The sequence below is a fragment of the Croceibacterium mercuriale genome (assembly GCF_000802385.1).
Taxonomy (GTDB): domain Bacteria; phylum Pseudomonadota; class Alphaproteobacteria; order Sphingomonadales; family Sphingomonadaceae; genus Croceibacterium; species Croceibacterium mercuriale.
In genome coordinates this window covers 120599-137309 of the sequence record NZ_JTDN01000003.1, presented here as the reverse complement: position 1 = coordinate 137309, position 16711 = coordinate 120599, and the positions used below count along the sequence as shown (strand labels likewise).

17 protein-coding genes and 1 pseudogene are annotated in these 16711 nt (G+C 59.8%); 8 read left to right on the top strand and 10 right to left on the bottom strand.

Features of this window, described 5'->3' with window-relative positions; all coding sequences use genetic code 11:
- The first annotated feature begins 100 nt into the window (after window positions 1-100).
- The 3 genes from PK98_RS15050 (at window position 101) to PK98_RS15040 (ending at window position 3058) form a co-directional block, all read left to right on the top strand.
- The gene (locus PK98_RS15050) at window positions 101-610 is read left to right on the top strand and encodes a MucR family transcriptional regulator (RefSeq protein ID WP_039097858.1); all 510 of its coding nucleotides are present in this window, start codon (window positions 101-103) and stop codon (window positions 608-610) included.
- Window positions 611-1144: 534 nt separating this feature from the next.
- Window positions 1145-2554: an ISNCY family transposase gene (locus tag PK98_RS15045; protein WP_039097857.1), complete on the top strand. Its 1410-nt coding sequence runs from the start codon at window positions 1145-1147 to the stop codon at window positions 2552-2554.
- Between the two features lie 48 nt (window positions 2555-2602).
- Entirely contained in the window at window positions 2603-3058 is a 456-nt protein-coding gene (locus PK98_RS15040) for a hypothetical protein (RefSeq protein WP_152608749.1), read from the top strand.
- Window positions 3059-3235: 177 nt separating this feature from the next.
- Here PK98_RS15040 and PK98_RS15035 read toward each other — a convergent pair whose 3' ends face one another.
- From PK98_RS15035 to PK98_RS16520, 3 genes and pseudogenes are all read right to left on the bottom strand, one after another.
- Window positions 3236-4156: a hypothetical protein gene (locus PK98_RS15035; protein ID WP_039097855.1), complete on the bottom strand. Its 921-nt coding sequence runs from the start codon at window positions 4154-4156 to the stop codon at window positions 3236-3238.
- Window positions 4157-4175: 19 nt separating this feature from the next.
- On the bottom strand, window positions 4176-4877 hold the full coding sequence (locus PK98_RS16875) for a hypothetical protein (RefSeq protein ID WP_152608747.1): 702 nt from the start codon (window positions 4875-4877) through the stop codon (window positions 4176-4178).
- 176 nt (window positions 4878-5053) lie between these two features.
- Window positions 5054-5673: pseudogene (locus PK98_RS16520) on the bottom strand (recombinase family protein).
- Window positions 5674-5895: 222 nt separating this feature from the next.
- Between PK98_RS16520 and PK98_RS15030 the strand changes: the two are divergent.
- Window positions 5896-6162: a hypothetical protein gene (locus PK98_RS15030; RefSeq protein ID WP_039097921.1), complete on the top strand. Its 267-nt coding sequence runs from the start codon at window positions 5896-5898 to the stop codon at window positions 6160-6162.
- 74 nt (window positions 6163-6236) lie between these two features.
- Here PK98_RS15030 and PK98_RS15025 read toward each other — a convergent pair whose 3' ends face one another.
- On the bottom strand, window positions 6237-6506 hold the full coding sequence (locus tag PK98_RS15025) for an HU family DNA-binding protein (RefSeq protein ID WP_039097854.1): 270 nt from the start codon (window positions 6504-6506) through the stop codon (window positions 6237-6239).
- A 226-nt stretch (window positions 6507-6732) separates the two neighbouring features.
- Here PK98_RS15025 and PK98_RS16870 point away from each other — a divergent pair, with 226 nt between their 5' ends.
- Window positions 6733-6939 carry a hypothetical protein gene (locus tag PK98_RS16870; RefSeq protein ID WP_152608746.1) on the top strand — a complete coding sequence of 69 codons (207 nt, stop codon included), beginning with the start codon at window positions 6733-6735 and terminating at the stop codon, window positions 6937-6939.
- 31 nt (window positions 6940-6970) lie between these two features.
- Here PK98_RS16870 and PK98_RS15020 read toward each other — a convergent pair whose 3' ends face one another.
- On the bottom strand, window positions 6971-7351 hold the full coding sequence (locus PK98_RS15020) for a hypothetical protein (protein ID WP_039097853.1): 381 nt from the start codon (window positions 7349-7351) through the stop codon (window positions 6971-6973).
- Between the two features lie 350 nt (window positions 7352-7701).
- Between PK98_RS15020 and PK98_RS16515 the strand changes: the two genes are divergently transcribed.
- Both PK98_RS16515 and PK98_RS15010 read left to right on the top strand, forming a co-directional pair.
- Window positions 7702-8673 carry a retropepsin-like aspartic protease gene (locus PK98_RS16515; RefSeq protein ID WP_081996312.1) on the top strand — a complete coding sequence of 324 codons (972 nt, stop codon included), beginning with the start codon at window positions 7702-7704 and terminating at the stop codon, window positions 8671-8673.
- A 277-nt stretch (window positions 8674-8950) separates the two neighbouring features.
- Complete coding sequence (locus tag PK98_RS15010; RefSeq protein ID WP_039097851.1) at window positions 8951-9631, top strand: hypothetical protein; 681 nt, start codon at window positions 8951-8953, stop codon at window positions 9629-9631.
- On the opposite strand, the gene PK98_RS15005 is transcribed toward PK98_RS15010, so the two are convergent.
- On the bottom strand, window positions 9628-10422 hold the full coding sequence (locus tag PK98_RS15005) for a GntR family transcriptional regulator (RefSeq protein WP_039097850.1): 795 nt from the start codon (window positions 10420-10422) through the stop codon (window positions 9628-9630). The genes PK98_RS15010 and PK98_RS15005 overlap by 4 nt on opposite strands.
- Window positions 10423-10689: 267 nt before the next feature.
- Here PK98_RS15005 and PK98_RS15000 point away from each other — a divergent pair, with 267 nt between their 5' ends.
- The gene (locus PK98_RS15000) at window positions 10690-10899 is read left to right on the top strand and encodes a hypothetical protein (RefSeq protein WP_152608745.1); all 210 of its coding nucleotides are present in this window, start codon (window positions 10690-10692) and stop codon (window positions 10897-10899) included.
- 6 nt (window positions 10900-10905) lie between these two features.
- On the opposite strand, the gene PK98_RS14995 is transcribed toward PK98_RS15000, so the two are convergent.
- The 4 genes from PK98_RS14995 to PK98_RS14980 are packed head-to-tail and all read right to left on the bottom strand — an operon-like array spanning window position 10906 to window position 16702.
- Window positions 10906-14115 carry a conjugal transfer protein TraG N-terminal domain-containing protein gene (locus PK98_RS14995; protein ID WP_039097848.1) on the bottom strand — a complete coding sequence of 1070 codons (3210 nt, stop codon included), beginning with the start codon at window positions 14113-14115 and terminating at the stop codon, window positions 10906-10908.
- A gap of 12 nt (window positions 14116-14127) precedes the next feature.
- The gene (locus PK98_RS14990; RefSeq protein WP_052208905.1) at window positions 14128-15564 is read right to left on the bottom strand and encodes a conjugal transfer protein TraH; all 1437 of its coding nucleotides are present in this window, start codon (window positions 15562-15564) and stop codon (window positions 14128-14130) included.
- Window positions 15564-16379, bottom strand: a complete 816-nt coding sequence (locus PK98_RS14985; RefSeq protein WP_039097847.1) for a conjugal transfer protein TraF — start codon at window positions 16377-16379, stop codon at window positions 15564-15566. The genes PK98_RS14990 and PK98_RS14985 overlap by 1 nt, the downstream gene beginning before the upstream one ends.
- Entirely contained in the window at window positions 16379-16702 is a 324-nt protein-coding gene (locus PK98_RS14980; RefSeq protein WP_039097846.1) for a hypothetical protein, read from the bottom strand. Before PK98_RS14980 ends, PK98_RS14985 begins: the two co-directional genes overlap by 1 nt.
- Between the last annotated feature and the right edge of the window lie 9 nt (window positions 16703-16711).

The window sequence follows — 16711 nt, the reverse complement described above, 5'->3', positions numbered from 1 at the left end:
CATGGTGACAGTAATCCGGTGTTGCATTTGGCGATCAATGGCACAACATCACCGGAGCTATTGCTGGACAGGCAATGGCCGAAACAAAGCTAGGGTCATCATGAAATCTACAGATGCCGATCAGTCTGAAACGTTGATCGCACTCACGTCCGATATCGTTGCGGCGCACGTCACCAACAATACCGTGAACGTCGCTGACGTCGCGACCTTGATTCAGAACGTCTTTGGCGCTCTTCAGGGTCTCGGCGTGAGCGAGCCGGTGGTTGAACGGCCTGAACCAGCTGTATCGATCCGAGCTTCGGTAAAGCCCGACTATCTGGTTTGCCTCGAAGACGGCAAGAAGATGAAAATGCTCAAGCGCTACCTTATGACGCAGTACGGCATGACGCCGGAGCAGTACCGCGAACGTTGGAACCTGCCGGCCGATTACCCGATGGTCGCGCCGGAATATGCCGAAAAGCGCCGTACGTTGGCAAAGAGCATCGGTTTGGGCCGCAAGCCGGGTGAGCGCCCTGGTCAAAAGGTTGCGCCGAAGCCTGGCCGGAAGCCGAGAGCAGCTCCAGCAGCAAAGACTGTAGCTTCCGCCGAGAAGGTTGCTGAACCGGCCTGAGTGCCGTTCTTACGCGGACTGAGCTTTAGCTCGTGATCTCGCAAGTCAACCAGAAGCCCGCCCATCATTGGTCGGGCTTCTAGGTTTGAGAGAGGCTGTCTAGCGAAGCGCCTTAATCCCAGGCGCATCGGTCCAAGTATCGGTTCGGGCATACCGCACGGGATCACCAACGCGTGCTTAGCAAACTACAAATCAGCCTTGTGAACCTGAGCCGTTTCTTGCATTAGCGCCGACAAAGAAAAACCCGACCGTTGCCGGCCGGGCTTGAAAAGTTTGGGAGAGGATGCCTGAAAGGCAATGCCGGTATGCGCCGGAGCAGCCGCAGGCTCAAACGCACAGAGTGCATCAGGTGTTGCGTGCGGCGCAACTCAGAGCCTGAGTTTACATAAGATACATTATCGACGCGCCGCTTTCCGTTATCGTGTAGGCGCAAGTTAGAGATGTCACCCCTCGCAAGTTAGAGACGTCACACCGAGGACGGCTCGCGGCGCTTGCGGTCTGAGTGGCATGATCTCCCGAAGTCGGGAGATGCTTATGACGGTGGTGACAATGAGCCATGGTGAGCTTGGACGCTACGATACTCTGCAGCGGTTCGACCGCGGCGAGCTGAGGATCGAGGACGCAGCCGAGCTGATCGGCGTCTGCCGCCGGCAGGTCTACCGGCTGCGGGACAGGTTGCGCGCTGGTGGACCTGAGGCGCTGGTGTCCTGGAAGCGCGGCCGTCCCAGCAACCGCAGCTTCAGCAGCGAGTTCCGGGCTCGCGTGATCGCGTTGGTACGAGAGCACTACAGTGATTTCGGTCCGACGCTGGCGACCGAGTATCTGGCTGAACGGCACGAGATCACCATCTCGCACGGGACGCTGCGCAAGTGGATGATCGCGGATGGTTTGTGGAAGAACCGCGCTGCCCGTCGCCCTCGCCCTTATCAGCCCCGCTACCGGCGGGACTGCCGTGGCGAGCTGATCCAGGTCGATGGCTCGAAGCACTGGTGGTTCGAGGATCGCGGCCCGCAATGCACCCTGCTGGTCTATATCGACGACGCGACCAGCGAGCTGATGCATCTCGAGATGGTCGAGAGCGAGAGCGCCTTCTCCTACATGCGCGCGACGCGCACATATATCGAACGGCACGGCAAGCCGGTCGCGCTGTATTCGGACAAGCACAGCGCGTTTCGCAACAACATGGCGACGGCGGACGGCGACGGGATGAGCCATCTCGGACGAGCGCTGGATGCTCTCAACATCGAGATCATCTGCGCCAATTCGCCGCAAGCCAAGGGCCGGGTTGAGCGGGTCAACGCAACGCTGCAAGATCGCCTGGTCAAGGCCATGCGGCTCGAGGGCATCTGCAGCATCGTGGAAGCCAACGCCTTCCTGCCGACTTACATGGAGCGGCACAACCGGCAGTTCGCCCGGCCTGCGTTGGACCCGCGCGACGTGCATCGCCCGCTGGCGCCGCACGAGAACGTCGACGCGGAGATGGTCTGGCGCGAGCAGCGGACCGTCACCGGAGCGCTGACGCTGCACTACAACAAGGCGATGTTCATCCTCGAGCCGACGCCGGTCAGCGAGGCACTCGCGCGCAAGCGGGTGGAGGTGTGCGAGTATCCTGATGGCCGGATCGAGATCCGCCATGAGGGACGTGCCCTCCCCTACACCGTATTCGACAAGATGCGCCGGGTGAACCAGGCCGCGATCGTCGACAACAAGCATCTCGATGCCGCTCTTGAGGTCGCACGGCTCATGCAGGAGGTGGCACCGCACCACCGCAAGCGGAACAACAGCGAGCCAGCGCGCAGCTCGCAATCCTTCGGCGTGTTCGCCAGGCCGGCACAGCCCGACAAGGCGAAGCCGGCACGTCGCGGCCGGCCGCCGCTTCCGCGCGGCCCTCGGTTGTCCAACGACGAGCTGATTGCTCGCGGCTTGAGTGAGTACGTGCAGTAGCCAGCCAGTTTGAGGTCGACCGTCGCTCCAAACACGACGGTTTGGCCAATGGCTTATCCGCGCTACAACTGTGGCATGATACCTGAAACACTAAATCGGCGGGGCTGGATCAGCGAACCGCTCGCGTCGCTACCCGCTTGTCCTCCATTCCCTGAGCTCACCAACTTCGAGAGGTCTGCCTTAAATGCAATCTCTGTTTTGTTCGGAAATGAGGCGGGGAAGTTTCTTGATCAGGTGAACGCCAGCAAGGTCATAGATCGTATCAACACCGCTCATGGCTTCTACACGAGAGTTTCGGTAGATCGTTCGCTCTGCAGCCCGATACCGGTCGGTCAAAAGGGCGGCTCCTTCAAAGTTGAAGGCATCGAGCATGGACTAGGCGTGCTCTTGTGGGGGGACGATGGCTTTCTCGAAACGGTCGAGGGATATTCCTACGGTGGCGATCCGCTGCTGGACCGGAGCCTCGCCGATCTGAAGTTCTCGCGCATTGAACAGCTTGGGTGATCGGCGGAAACGACTGTCCGCTCGATGCCCACACGCAACTACAACCCAGCTGACCGAGCCCGCTGCTGATGCAGCGGGTCCAACGCACTTTCCCACAGATCTTGCGCCTCAGCAGGGTCAGCGCTGCGCTATGTGGAATGCTCCACGCTGCCCCTGCTGCCACAACCGGTGACATCTCTAACTGGCGGAGAAAGTGTCTTTTCTAATTAGCGGCAACACGCTTTCCGTTATCGCTTGGGCGGCTGAAGAGCTCGCTTGCCAGGCTTTGATCCTATGGAGCCAATCTTCAGCATCCTGCTCGCGTTCCGGCTTGAACCTGATGAGCGGACTATCGAGAATGGTCGTACCGATGTGAAGCACCGCTGGGCCGGGGGCATCAACCTCATCCCAGATAACGTGCTCTTCGATCTTTGTGGAAACGTCTCTGCCTATCCCCGAAGCAGCTCCCACGACTAAGCCGACCGGCCCGAGAAGAGCTCCGCCGACCAGCCCTCTCGCGACAGGGCTCTTCTTCTGCGAGGTGACTACCGGAACAGCTTCCATCCGCCTGACACGCTTTTTGGTCGAAGGCCTTACGATCTCGACTGAGAGAATGTCTGTTGCACGAACGGCAGCAGTCACCTCGACAGTGAACGCGTCATTGGTCCTGTAGCCAAATAGACGAAGTACATTTTCGGAATGATCCACCACTAGCACGCCAGTCGTGGTCGTAGGCTTACTAATAATTATACCCGTGACCTGATGAGGGAAGTTGGTTCTTAAATCCTCCAGCCAGAGCCGTTTCTGATTTTCCGCTGCCCTGCGCACCAAATTGCTCTGCTCAATAAGTTCAGCAGCTTCAGCCGCCTTATCGACTTGTTCTTGCTGTTGCTGCTTGATTTCCCCACGCTTCAAAATCCACAGGAGACCCGGGAGAGCGCAAAGGCCGAGTATGAAGTCGGGGATTCCTTCGAGAAGAGGAGGTGCTAACAAAAAGCCAATCACACCCACCAGTAAGATCGCGGTCTTTAGGGGGAAGCGCGTATTCGCAGTCATTCCCGCGATGAACAGCGCAGGAATAACGCCAGCGATTATACCAAACCCAAAGGTGCTCATCATAACGCCTCTGCTGGCTCGCCTACGAAGGATTACGCTTTACGAAAGATATGGCACTAGTGAATACCTCATCGATGACGACATCACGGTAGCAGAAATTAAATCGATCTTGCGTGATGCGTAACTTGTCGGTTGTTCGTTCGATATACCAGGTGCCTGTGACTTCCGAAATGTCAAAACGGACTGGGGCGCTTGAGTCGTAGTCACTTAACACCCAATCGCGAGGGCTACGCTCCCACGCAGTATACATTATCTGGCCATTGAACGGCTTTGCCGACGATCTGACTAATTGATCGTTGTCATGCCCAGGCTGATGAATTGTGTCATTGATCCAGCAGCTCTTTGAAGCTTCGCCGAGGTCGGAATTGGTCTCGAACGAAGTACCGATCTCTACGCCTTCATCGGTCTCTAGAAGCACCACGTAGCCGATTAGCTGACTAGTTGGCTCGGCCTGCACGAAGACATCACAACGCCTAGGTGGATCATCCGCTTCGTCGTTCAAACCGCAGAGGTTGGCTGAATACTTTTCAAGATCACCATCAAGCATCCTCAGGTCGCTATTGGAAGGGAGAACCACTTCTCCCAGATCCTGATGCTCGACATCGTAGACGACGCCATTGCGCCCTTCGATTGTGTTATCGAGGATATTGCATCCAGAAAGAACAGCGGTGGCGAGGGCGATTGCAGCAATATTTCTCACGTGAGACCCTGTTGTTACGGCCATCGCTGTGCTCGGTCGTCTCAGGCTGAACAACGGCAATGATGCCGAACTGTGGCGCGCAGGAGGATGACGATCAAGTTTATACGTTGCAGCTTGGTGTCGAACATGATTCCGTAGGTGCGCGGAAGTGGGAAGCCGTGGTGACGGTGAGGTACGGCCTGATCCCGACGTTCGCGCCATCAATACGAGACAGCATTGAGCAGTACCTGTCCTGCCGCCTTTGGCGTCCCATCCCCATTCACGTAGGTATAAAGCGTAGTGGTGGTTATACCGAGCCGCTTTGCGACGTCGGCTGCGACAGATTTCGGATCCGACATGGCCGCCATCGCCATGGCGAGCGTCGCACGATCCATCTTGCGGGGCGGCCGCCCAACCTTCCACGTGCACGAGCGGCGGCAAGACCCGCCTGAGTGCGCTCCGAGATAAGCTCACGCTCAAACTCCGCGAACGCCGCAAAGATTCCGAAAGCAAGTCGACCATTCGCGGTGGTAGTATCGATTTGAGCGCCGGCACCGGCCAGTACCTTCAACCCGATTCCGCGAGATCGCAGGTTGTCCGCGGTAGTGACCAGGTGGCGCAGATTTCGGCCTAGTCGATCAAGCTTCCAGATCACGAGCGTGTTGCCTGGCTGAAGTGCCTTGAGACAATCAGTAAGTCCCGGCCGTGCATCATGACGTCCGGAGGCTAGATCCTCATAGATGCGGTCGGGATCAACACCAGCAGCCAGCAGCGCGTCACGTTGCGGAGCCACCGTCTGCGTGCCGTCCGCCTTTGACACCCGCACATATCCAATGAGCACCGCTACCCCGCAAGGAAAGACCCTGAGCACCCGTAAACCTGCCGCAGATTTCCGCAACGGGTTTCTTTGCTCGAGAATGTATGTTCAACGTAGCATTCTAAGGCAACGCGGAAACCGAACGTTTTCTTGGCGATGGAGCGGGTGCCACCTACCGGGTTCTGGCGGCTTCACCTTGCAAACATGCTCGGGCATGAAGGGCCGAAGCTGCGAGGGAAGACTGCAATGACAATGCTCGACAACGCCGCACGCGCCCTTGCGAAGCTTCGCAGTGGGGTGGACGATTACGACGCTCTGGATGATGAGCTGAAGGGTGATCTCAAGAACGAGGCGCGCACGATGCTGATCGCGCTAAGAGATCCGAGTGACGAGGTAACCCTTGCTGGAGCGGAGATCATCCGGAACGTGCACGCAGGTGAATCCGGCGAGGCATTCCAAAGCGACGCCGCTAACACCTGGAGGTTCATGATCGACGCCGTGACCCGAGGTTGAGAATGGCGGCTGATGTGTCCCGCGCCTTAGAGTCGGGAGGGCGCCAGCAGATTTATCCGCCGGCGCCCATTATCTCAGAGCTTGTCCTTCAAACCCTTGGCCGCGGTGAAGGACACCTTCTTTGAAGCGGCGATCGTCATTGCTTCGCCGGTCGACGGATTGCGGCCTTGGCGCTCCGGACGATCTTTCACGCTGAACTTGCCAAAGCCGTTGATCGACACCTCTTCGCCGCGAGCGGCCGCATCAGCGATCTGGTCGAACACGGCAGCGATGGTGATCTTCACATCCGCCTGGCTCGAGCCGGTTTTTGTCGCGATAGCTTGGGCGAGCTCACTCAGGTTCATGCAGTCGTACTCCTTGGGGATGAACTGCGGGGATCATTAGCCCGGTCCGATGCCGGCACAACCGCACTTGCAGCTGTTCGCCTGATTGACCCTGGAGGCACTTCGGCCGCAGCACGGATGACGGCAATGAGATGACTGAAGTTGCGATCGGCTTGCAACTTTAAGCCAAATCGATTCTTTTGCAGTTGCGAACGAATGGTTGTCGAGCGAACCCGGGGTACCGGCAGTGGACTACTATACCAGATTGATGTTGATCGTGGGCGGGCTGCGCCACCTACGTGAAACCGGCAAGGTGCCGGACAACCGCGATGCGATCGATGATGCGTGCCGCGAGGTGCTGAAGCTTGCCCCTTCGAGCGGCGTGGTGCGGGAGTGGCATGAAGCGGCCAAGCGTCGGCGGCGAAAACTTCCTCCGTCGACCAGGGCCACATAGGGGGCCGATGAAAGGATATTCGAAACGTACGCTAAGTGTTAGCTCCGACTTCATCTGCCAGCCTGCGCACGATTTCTCCTTCGATGGCATGTCGGTATCTGAAGCCGATCCCCAGTCTGGGGAACAGCCGACCATCTTCGTTGTCGAAGGGAATCCAGTCACCGAGCACGTTCTGGCGGTTCTCGGTTCGTAGGGAGATCACGACGCGATCAGTCTCTTCCCAGTAGGCGAAGAGTTCGTCTTTTGTAAGCGGAGTTTCGCGTTTGAACACGTGCTCAACCATCCTCGAACGATCTGTGAGGTGGGCTCGTTCGATACCTTGCAGCTTGTTCTTACCCGCTGCGCGATACGCTTCTAACGCCGCGCGGGTTATGCCGACCGCACGCCAAGCAGAAGGATCGGCATACATCATTTCGGTAAAAACAGCCCTCAGGGTCTTCGTTGGAAATGCGGTTCGGCTAGCGTGAAGCTCGATGTAGATTGTGTAGGTGGCACGTCTTCGCTGCGCTGTAAGGCTATCTTCCATCCCGACGGAATACCGGTAAAAACTCGCTACCAGCTAGCGAATGATGCGTTTCATAGGGTCACCATAGGTCGGAGCCACATGCGGTTTGCGACGCGCGAGCGCGCTTGGCCGACATACTATTGTGAACCCGCTAAGTCCTTTTACAGTCCTGCGCAGATTGCCACCGCTGCTCCGCCTTGCCGGACCGGTAGAATGCCGGCAGCGATGCAGAGGGTGGGCCCGGAAGGATCACAGGTATGAGAATTACTTTGGCACTGTTGGCATCAGCGTTGGCCTTCAGCCAAACCGCCGCAAGCGGGCAGCAGATCGCGGAGCCTGAACGTCGAGCTGGATCTGGGATGATACGAACCAGCGCAGTCGCCCCTGCAGATCGGGCTCCATCGTACTACGAGACGACAGAACGGGGTCTGATTTTGATCCCAGTCGAGATCGCGGGCAAACGCACACTGGCTCTGCTGGATACCGGTTCTACAAACAGCATAATCGATGCGACCTTTGCCGACGAACTAGGCCTCCAAACAACAGCCGACGGCAGATCCATCGGCACTTCCGGGTCAAACCTGCTCGGGCGCTCGGCAGAGAATGTCTCGCTGACAGTTATCGGTTCTGTGGTATTCACCTTTGACGAGGTCGTTGTTGCTGACTTAGGGGCGCTGCGTTCTGCTGGGTTGAGCAATGTCAAAGCAATTATTGGCATGAACGTTTTGCAGAACATGACAATTGCCGTTGACCCGTGCAGCAAAAGGATCAGGTTGGGTTTTGCCCAGAGCTCGCCTGCACCTTACCCTGCGCCTTACAGAGCCGTAGCAATGCAAAAAGGCGCTAACGGCGAGCCACAACTAAAAGGCCAGATCGGTTCGGAGCAGGTTACTCTGACGATCGACACGGGCCAGGAGGGCTCGCTGGCACTGCAATCCAGCGCGTGGGAGCAGTTTGTGCCGGCCGATAGCGTGACCATCACAGGTCAGTCGCTCGTGGGAGACAACTCCGTGCTTACAAGCCGGCAAACATGGATCGAGTCGCTTGAATTGGCCGGTGAGACGTTCACCAAAGTTGCCACTTCAGAACGGCGCGTTCCAGAAAGTTGGGGGCATGGCAGTATCGGCATGGGCATCCTCAAGAATTATCCTTTTATTCTGAATGCACGTGCCGGCGCCTTCTGGATCGCGCCTTCCACGAACGGAGGCGATGGCGACACCTGTGACTGAGACACACAGATGGCGAGGACGGGCGTTGGTTGCTCGGCTGCGTCGCAGAACGGCCAGGGAAGTGAAGAAACAACTTCCGATACCGGCGTTCCACAAACGAGGGTTTGTGTGACGTTCGCCGGTTCTGCTCGATCGCAGCGACTGGCGTCACCTAACCAGTAACGTCATCTATGCGCCGCAAACGGCTGACCTTAGCGTATGTTTTCGACGATCCTCTCACCGGACCCCACATAGGGTTAATGGTTCAAGGCACGCACCATCCGCGCTAAGAGGAACCATGAAACGAGCAAGCCTGAGCACCCTGTTCCGCGACACGATGGATGACCTTCATCCGTCGGCCGATCATGAGATCGAGGCGCTGCGCTGCCGGTGGGCTCGGGGCGAACTGCGCGAACGGAAGATCTCGCCTGAGCAGCTGCAAGTCTTGACCCAGACCAGCCAAGCGTGGGCTACACAAGCTTTCCGCGACCTCGAGCGAAGTGGTTTTTGCGGGCACAACTACCGCTATTTCGAGTGGCGCGATCCAAGCCGCGCCGAGACGGCAATCGCCCTGGACGTCCTCGCGGGCGTGGAAATAGCGGTACTGCTGCGCGCGGAGACCACCGACCTATCGAAGATCCAGTCAGAGCTGGATCATCGTCATGCCGAAATCGTGCGGGCGGCCGAGGCAGGCACTGCCCTGCCCGTCACCCTCGCGTTGCAGCGATACTTCACAACGCTGGTCGTCAGCCTCGGCAGCCAGGAGCTGATGAGCAAGTATGCCGGGCTGAACAAGGTATCGGTCTGCTATGCCTGGACCCATCACCTGCAGCCGAGCGACATCGACGATCTTGCAGACTGGATCGTGCTGATGCCCGAGGTGATCGCCGCGCGCGATCCTCGCAAAACCGCGCGCCTATGTCAGGCGATTAAATGCCTTCCCTTTGGCGCCCAACTGCCGGACCTTGCGGCCGCCTAGTCGGGCAGGAAACCTTTCACCACCGCCACCTGGTCTGGGCGCAGCCGCGGCAGCAACTGCTTGGGCGCGCTCGGTGTACGCAGATAGTTTATGTGCCCGGTTATCCGGCGCTCCACCGTGCGCTCAGCACCACCAAGCAGGTCAAGACCACTGCCGGCGTTGCGATCGTCCAGCTGCGCATGGAGAGCACGTGACACCGCCTCGAAGTGAGCCCGGCACGCATCTGCTGCATCACGTGCGTTACGGCCAGAGCGTGCAGCTTCGATAACCTGATCGACCAATCGCCGCAGGCTCGCGCCCTCTTTGGTCCCGAACTCAGCCAGTCCGAGCAGACGGAAGAACATCGGCGGCACCAGCTGATTGGCAAATTCGGTGAGCTTGGCCTGCTGGCCGCCTAAGAGGGAGGAATAAACTTCCAGCGTCCATAGATAGAACCGCTCATCGGCTGCGGGCAGCGATGACGCGTCCTTGCTCGCGATCCGCTCAAGACTCTCGCCTTTCGGATCACCATCAAGAACCAGGCGGGCAGCGCCGAGCTCGACCAAGGCGCAGAAGATCTGCAGCCACTCCTCGACCTCAGCATGGGTCAGCACGGCAATCGAGTAATTCGACTTGGAGCGGGTAAGAAAGCCGTCGCCGCATAGCGAACTCAAAACCTGGCGCACCTTCTTCTCGTTGACGCCAAAGGAGTGCTCCAGCTCGGTCGCGTCGAGCAAGGTCTCAGGCGCGAGGGCGCCTGAAAGGATGCGAGCACGCAAAGCCAGGTAAACCGTGTCGACGTCGTGAACCATGTGCCTCGAGTACTCCCCCTGCAGCGATGACAGGCGGCCGCGCTATGGGCCTTGCCTCAACATTCCTTTACCCGCGATGATGATGCCGAAGCCTACGTCGGAACATCACGGAACCCCTGACTCATTTTGGCACAGGCCGGGTACGCCTCTCCTGGCGGTTTGCAAAGTGCTCAAAGCCGCATTGCGACAAGTCGAGCGAGCTGTGGAAACCACCTATGGTTGCTTTTTGTTCTTCCATCTGCGATCTTGGCATCGACGGAGAAAGACATGGACAACCAACTGCCTCCTGCCGCGTACAACCCAACTAATCTGTACGATCCTTCGACCCCGATGGGTATGATGCTCCTGGACGATATCCGAGACGCAGACGCTCGAGCTGAGTCCAACACCGGGGACTTCGGTAAGCAAGTTCGGCTATTCGCTTTTCAAATCGTGATCTTTGCGATTGTTGGAATTGGCTTCACCGTCTTCGGCTGATCGCCTTCATTCAGTATCGCGCAGGGCATACCGACGCGGATCTACAGGCTGTCCATTCTTCCACAGTTCGTAATGCAGGTGTGGTCCGGTAGAACGGCCGGTTGAGCCAACGCGCCCGATCGCGTCGCCGGCACGAAGCTCATGCCCGACATCGTAATTCGACGCTGATTGCATGTGGAAGTACTTGCTCTGCGAACCATCAGCGTGGTCAAGCACAGCGTAGTTGCCGCGGCTTTCATCGTAGCCAACTTGAGCCACGGTGCCGGACGCAGTTGGACGGATTGGGGTGCCTGCCGGTGCTGCGATATCCTGACCGTTGTGGTTGCTCATCCGCTCAGTGACCGGATTGACGCGACGCCCCATGTCAGATGACAGCCTCCCACTCACAGGAAATGTAGGCGACTGTCCTCGATCAAGAGGCACCACCGCACTGGTTCCGCTACGGCCGCCATCCAGGGCTTCAAGCGCGTTGGACAAGCCAGGCATGGTTCGAGCAAGGGTGGCATGATTGCGCTCGCCTACTTCGGCGCCGACTGCACGTGCCTGCTGCCGTCCGCTCGCCAATTCATTACCGAGCCCCACACCGGATTGAATAATACGATCGTCGCTCGCCTCGAGCCGGTCACTAACAGTGCGAGCAACGTCTGGATCACCCGATGATGCACGAACATCCACGTCAGGCCCTTGGCTCTGAACACCGGCCATCCTGGCATTGCCCCAAGCAACGACGTCATCAGAAGTAGCAACGGACGGACCTTGCATCGTAGCAGACGGCAAGTCCGGGACCGCTACCCCCAGCTCCTCGCGAACTTCATTGACCCGCTGGCGCATGTAGCCGTCAAGCATATAGTCACGCACCTGCTCCTGCTGCGCCGTCTTCGGAACCACAACACCTGGGGTCCAACCACTAGCCGCAAGAATGGGGTCCTTCGCCAGCTCGTTCTGAGCGTAGGTAACAAACTCCTGTGTCTCATTATGATCGAGCCTGAAGCCACGGGCTTCAGCTTGGCTGACGTCCTCGCTGATCCGGCGATAGGTTTCTTCGCTCTGCGATGCTTCAAGAGAGGCCGCACGCGATTGCTCGATGCTTGCGCCAAGCCGGTTGGAGAGGCTTCTGACTGTGCTGTCGCTGCTGCTACTTGTCTCGCGCGTGAAGTCCTCTCGAGCCTGTCGCGCCTGACTACTGTTGCTCTCACGAGATACGTAATCGCGCATGTCGCTGAGAGCTTCCTCAGCTGTCACCGTCCTGCCGGTTTCGCGCGTCGCCAAAGCGGCGGCGCGAACGCCAATACCTGCGAGCCCAGGTATACCTGCACTGAGGCTTCCGTCTCCCGTCAGTGTCGAGGTTCGGGCAATTCGGTCAGCTTCATTGGCGGAAAGACCGAAGCGCGACTGCAACGTGCTCGAGATATTGCTCGATACATCATGAAGATCTGAAATGCTGTTATTGAGGCCGGAGCCAGTCTCAACAGAGCTTCCTCGCCGCTGCTCGACAGCTTGCATCAGCTCGCTGGCGGTGGTCGCTGTCGCGGACCAGCGATCTGTCGCGGTCTGCCGCGTGGACTGAACTCGACCATAGCCGTCTGAAAGCGCCCGCTTCATGTCGGTAGAAAAGCCGCTGCTGCCCGAAGGGGTTTGGGCCAGCGATGATTGACCGCCCCGGGTGTCGAAAACGGATGTACCGTCCGCCGTCGAGAATGCGCTGGTGCCGTCGGCCTGCTGGAAGCCTGTCTTCCCGAACCCACCCATCTGCGAAGGTGCGGTGTTCCACTGATCGGACTGGCGGACATTGCCGGTGAGGTTCTGGTAGGCGAGGTTGCCGTAGGAGTAGTTGCCGGTGGTCCGCTCCACCGCAGCCGCCTCGGCCGCGCTCTGCGCCGGTGCCAGCATTGAGGTCGCCTGCGAAGAGATCGCCATTGCGCCCCGCGCCATGCCGGCAGCGAGGAACGGGATCGACATCATCATGAAACCGGCGATCGTCGCGGTGTCAGCGTTGACTGCATCGATGTCGGCGAGTGTCGCCATGGTGACGGCGCCATCGGTGACCGCCTGCATCCCCTTAGCGCTGCGATCCATGATGAACATGTGCAGGACCGCATAGAGCGGACCCCAAGCAGCTAGATAGAAAAAGCCGGTGAAGTACCCCTTCACCGCTGGCACGCCGGTCTGCGGCAGCAGGAACAGCGGGAAGATGACGGGGAACATGGCGTAGAACACCACCGTCAGCACGATGTTGAGCAGCGGCACCCAGGTCATCGCCTGGTCGGCGATCGAGGTGTAAGTATTCCGTGCCTGTTCGTCGGCGCGCATACTGGAGAAGGTGTCCCCGTCGGCGCCGCCGAGATTGGCCCGGGCTTCAAGGAAGGCATCTACCAACGCACGTTGCTGGAACAGCTGAGCGGCCGTCTGACTGCTGCCGAAAAAGGCGTTGCCGATCAGCGGCAAGTCGGTGTCGAGCTTGGTGCGTGCGGCAGCATCGGCGAGGTTCGGGTACAGACGCCGCGCCGCGTAGAGCAGTCCCACATTCGTCTCGCTCGTCATGGTCGTATTGGCGAGCGTCGCATAGCCGGAGTTGCAGGTGCGGATCTCGGACGTGCCGTCATCAAGTACGAACCGCATCCCGCGTGCCGGCGACCCGGGCCCGATCGCCTCGAGGAGATTGGCCGAGTTAGCGACCGCGCCGATATCCTTGTGACCCAGCATGAAGTCGTAGAACAGGCACTGGCGGATGTACTCTTCCACATTCGCCTTGGCGCGCGGATCGCGGATGCGGAACTCGCGAGTGCGGTCGAACAGGCGCGAGCCGTAGATCATACCATTGGTGCTGAGCTTGAGCGCCTCAGGCATGGTGAAGACGGTCTCGGCCGTGCGGGTCATCCAGTCGCCCATCTGGCTCGAGATCGACGCCACCACGGCGAGACCCACCGGCACGTTGTCGACTACCGCCGCCGGCAGCGCCGGGTTGAGCCGGTCGGTCACCTTCACGCTGGTGGTGGGGACAATCAGCGCGCCGTACATCAGCGTCGCGCCCAGGAACCAGTTGAGCCATGCGCGCCAGTTCATCGAAAAAGCGACGACCAGCAGCGAGTACATCAGCCCGATCACCATCACGACGCGCAGGAGCGAGCGGAACCCCCCTCCCCCACACCATGCCGAAACGGCGTTCAGCACATTGACGATGTACTCACCGCCACCGATCGTGAAGATCTCGAGCATGGCTGTTGGTCCTTACTGGATGCCCTGGGAGGACATGGAGCGGCTGAAGGAGAGCGCGGCGGACATCTGCGGCGAGATGGAATTACGGAGAGTGCGTTCGAGGAACAGCGTCCGCTCGATCACGCCCTGTGTGCGGACCAGGCGCTCGTTCATCTGCTGCCCACGTTCGTTCATGATCTCGCGAGCCTGAGCGATCTGCGCCCGCCACTGGGCGAGACTGTCAGGATCCGCGCGCTGAAACGATGCCGAACCTTGCGAGGAGTAGGAATGGAACTGGTCGGCGATGACCTCGAGCATGTCGACAGCGACGATCTCGGCCAGACCCTGCATCTCGGCGTGTGACATCCCGCCCAGCTTCGCCGCGGAGTTCACGGTGATGATCTTGTAGAGCGGCACGCTGGTAGCGCCGAGCAGTCCGATCTCGTCGGTGGTCAGCGCAGCATCCGTCCGGACCTTGCCATCCATGCTCTGGATCATCGTGAACACGCGGTTCTGAAGGGCAACCGTAGGCGAGACATTCAACGCCTGCCTGGTCGGATTGATGCAATCGTCATCATCGCAACGCAGCATGGTGGTGCCGTCGGTCGAACCAGTGAGGAGCGCCGTCAGAAGAGCCTGATCGCCGATGCCCTCATAGCGGTAGGACCCGTTGCCCTCGTTGCCGTCCCGGTCGAATATGACCGTTCCGACCAGGCTCATCAGGTACTCGCGGAACTCCTTGCTGAAGCTCGGATAGGTCGTCTTCAACATGTGCCAGGTGTAGTTGGTGCTCTCGGCCGAGAGCGCCTCATCGCTGTTGCTGTCGATGATCTCCTCCCGCTCGCCGCCGCCATTGCACTGCTGCCGGCCCTTGGCCCAATCGGTCGCCCAGCCCTGGCTGTTGGCGATGGCCTTGCAGATCTCGCTGTCGCGCCCCTGCGCCTTGCCCCACAGTCCGCCGACGAGCCCCTGCGCCATCTCGCACGAGCTCATGTTGAACTGGTTCATCTGCTGAACCTTTTGCGCGAACTCCTCGATCGTCGAAGAGATCTGCGGGCTGATCGACTTGATGGCGAGCTGGAAAGCAAAGCCCAGCGCGTTGTTGGCCGTCGCCTTGAGCATGGCGACGATCTCGTCCGAGTTGATGAAGCTGAAGGAGCCCGAGAACACGTCGATGCCGCCGCAACCGGCCTTGACCGAGGGCAGGTTGAGCGTCGCCGGAGTGACGTTGCGCTGCGGGAAGCGGGTCCAGACAGAACCGCCCGAGTAGTAGCCAGCGGATTGCCCCTCATAGGCGGTGGGACCGGTCGCATTGGCGGCGCCGCCCATGTCGTTGAAGAAGGTGTTGAGCTCGGTGCCGACGTTGGCGTTCGCTGGCACCACCGCCAGCGGCAGGGAGGCAACCGCAGAGAGAAGGACGCCAAGACGGCACAGGAGCGGCCGCCGGCGAGGACGTGGCGGCTTATCCATTAGAAGTCCCTCCCGGGCGCGGATTGCGTGAGCGCGTAGATGCGGCCCATCACCTCGTCAGCGGCCATCAACCCGTAGCCGATCGGCACCGGCTGCTTGGTCTCCGTGTCGAACAGAACCAGCGCCGGCACCTGCCGGTTCGTGCCAAGACCCATGCGCTCGTACTGGCCGGTATCGACCACGTAATTGGGGAAGGCGGCGTTACCGCCACCGTCCATCGACACAGCCAGGACCTCGAGCCCGTACTGATCGGACAGGCTGCGCATGATCGGCCCGAACACCTGGCACGCGGCGCAGGCAGAGGAGTAGAAGTAGAACACGCCATACCGCTCGGAGAGCCCAGCCATGGTGCCCTGCCGATCGGCCTTGCGCTGATCCATCCAGGTCTGCTTGCCGAGCGTGTTGACCGGGCGCTGCAGCGTGTAATCCAGCTCCGGGTTCTGCCAGATCGTCCGGCTCCAAACGTCAGCGAATGTCGATGCTCGGTCGAGCTGCTGGCGCTGGAAGGTGATGTAGGAGGTCAGGTTCTCAGTCGAGGGATCCAGCACCGCCTTGGCCTTCAACTCATCCAGTTCCTGGGTGATCGCCGCCAGCTGCGCCGTGGCAGATTGCGCCGGCACCGCCGGCGTCGCTGGATCAGCCTCTGGCTTCGGCCGCTTGCTCGGATCGCAGTAGAACCAGCTGCCGAGCTGGCGCTGCTCGCAATAGAACGGGTCACGCGACTGCGCTTGATCCTGGGCCATACCTGCCGGCGGCAGGATCGCGGAGAAGACCAGAGTGGCCAGAACCGCGGCCGAGACGGGACGAGCTGCCATCACGAAGGCTCCTTGGAGGTGTTGACCAGACCCATCAGAATCGAGGCTTTGATGAGGCCCTGCCCGCGGTCGATCATGCGGATCGAGCCGCCGGTCAGGGTGGTGATGGTATCGATGCCTTCAGGCGTCAGATGCCAATCCGAGAAGCGTTGGCCGGCGCTGGTAAGCCAGCCCTGCGCGTGCATCCTCGCGATCGACTCCATGACCTGGCTGTCAGCAACCGGCTGCAGAAACCAGTGAGCGAGCCGCGCTGCGGTCTGCGGGGCCGAGCGCATGTCCTCGTGCGTAATCGCATTCGCTACCGCGAGCTCGAACACCGACATCGTTCGCCA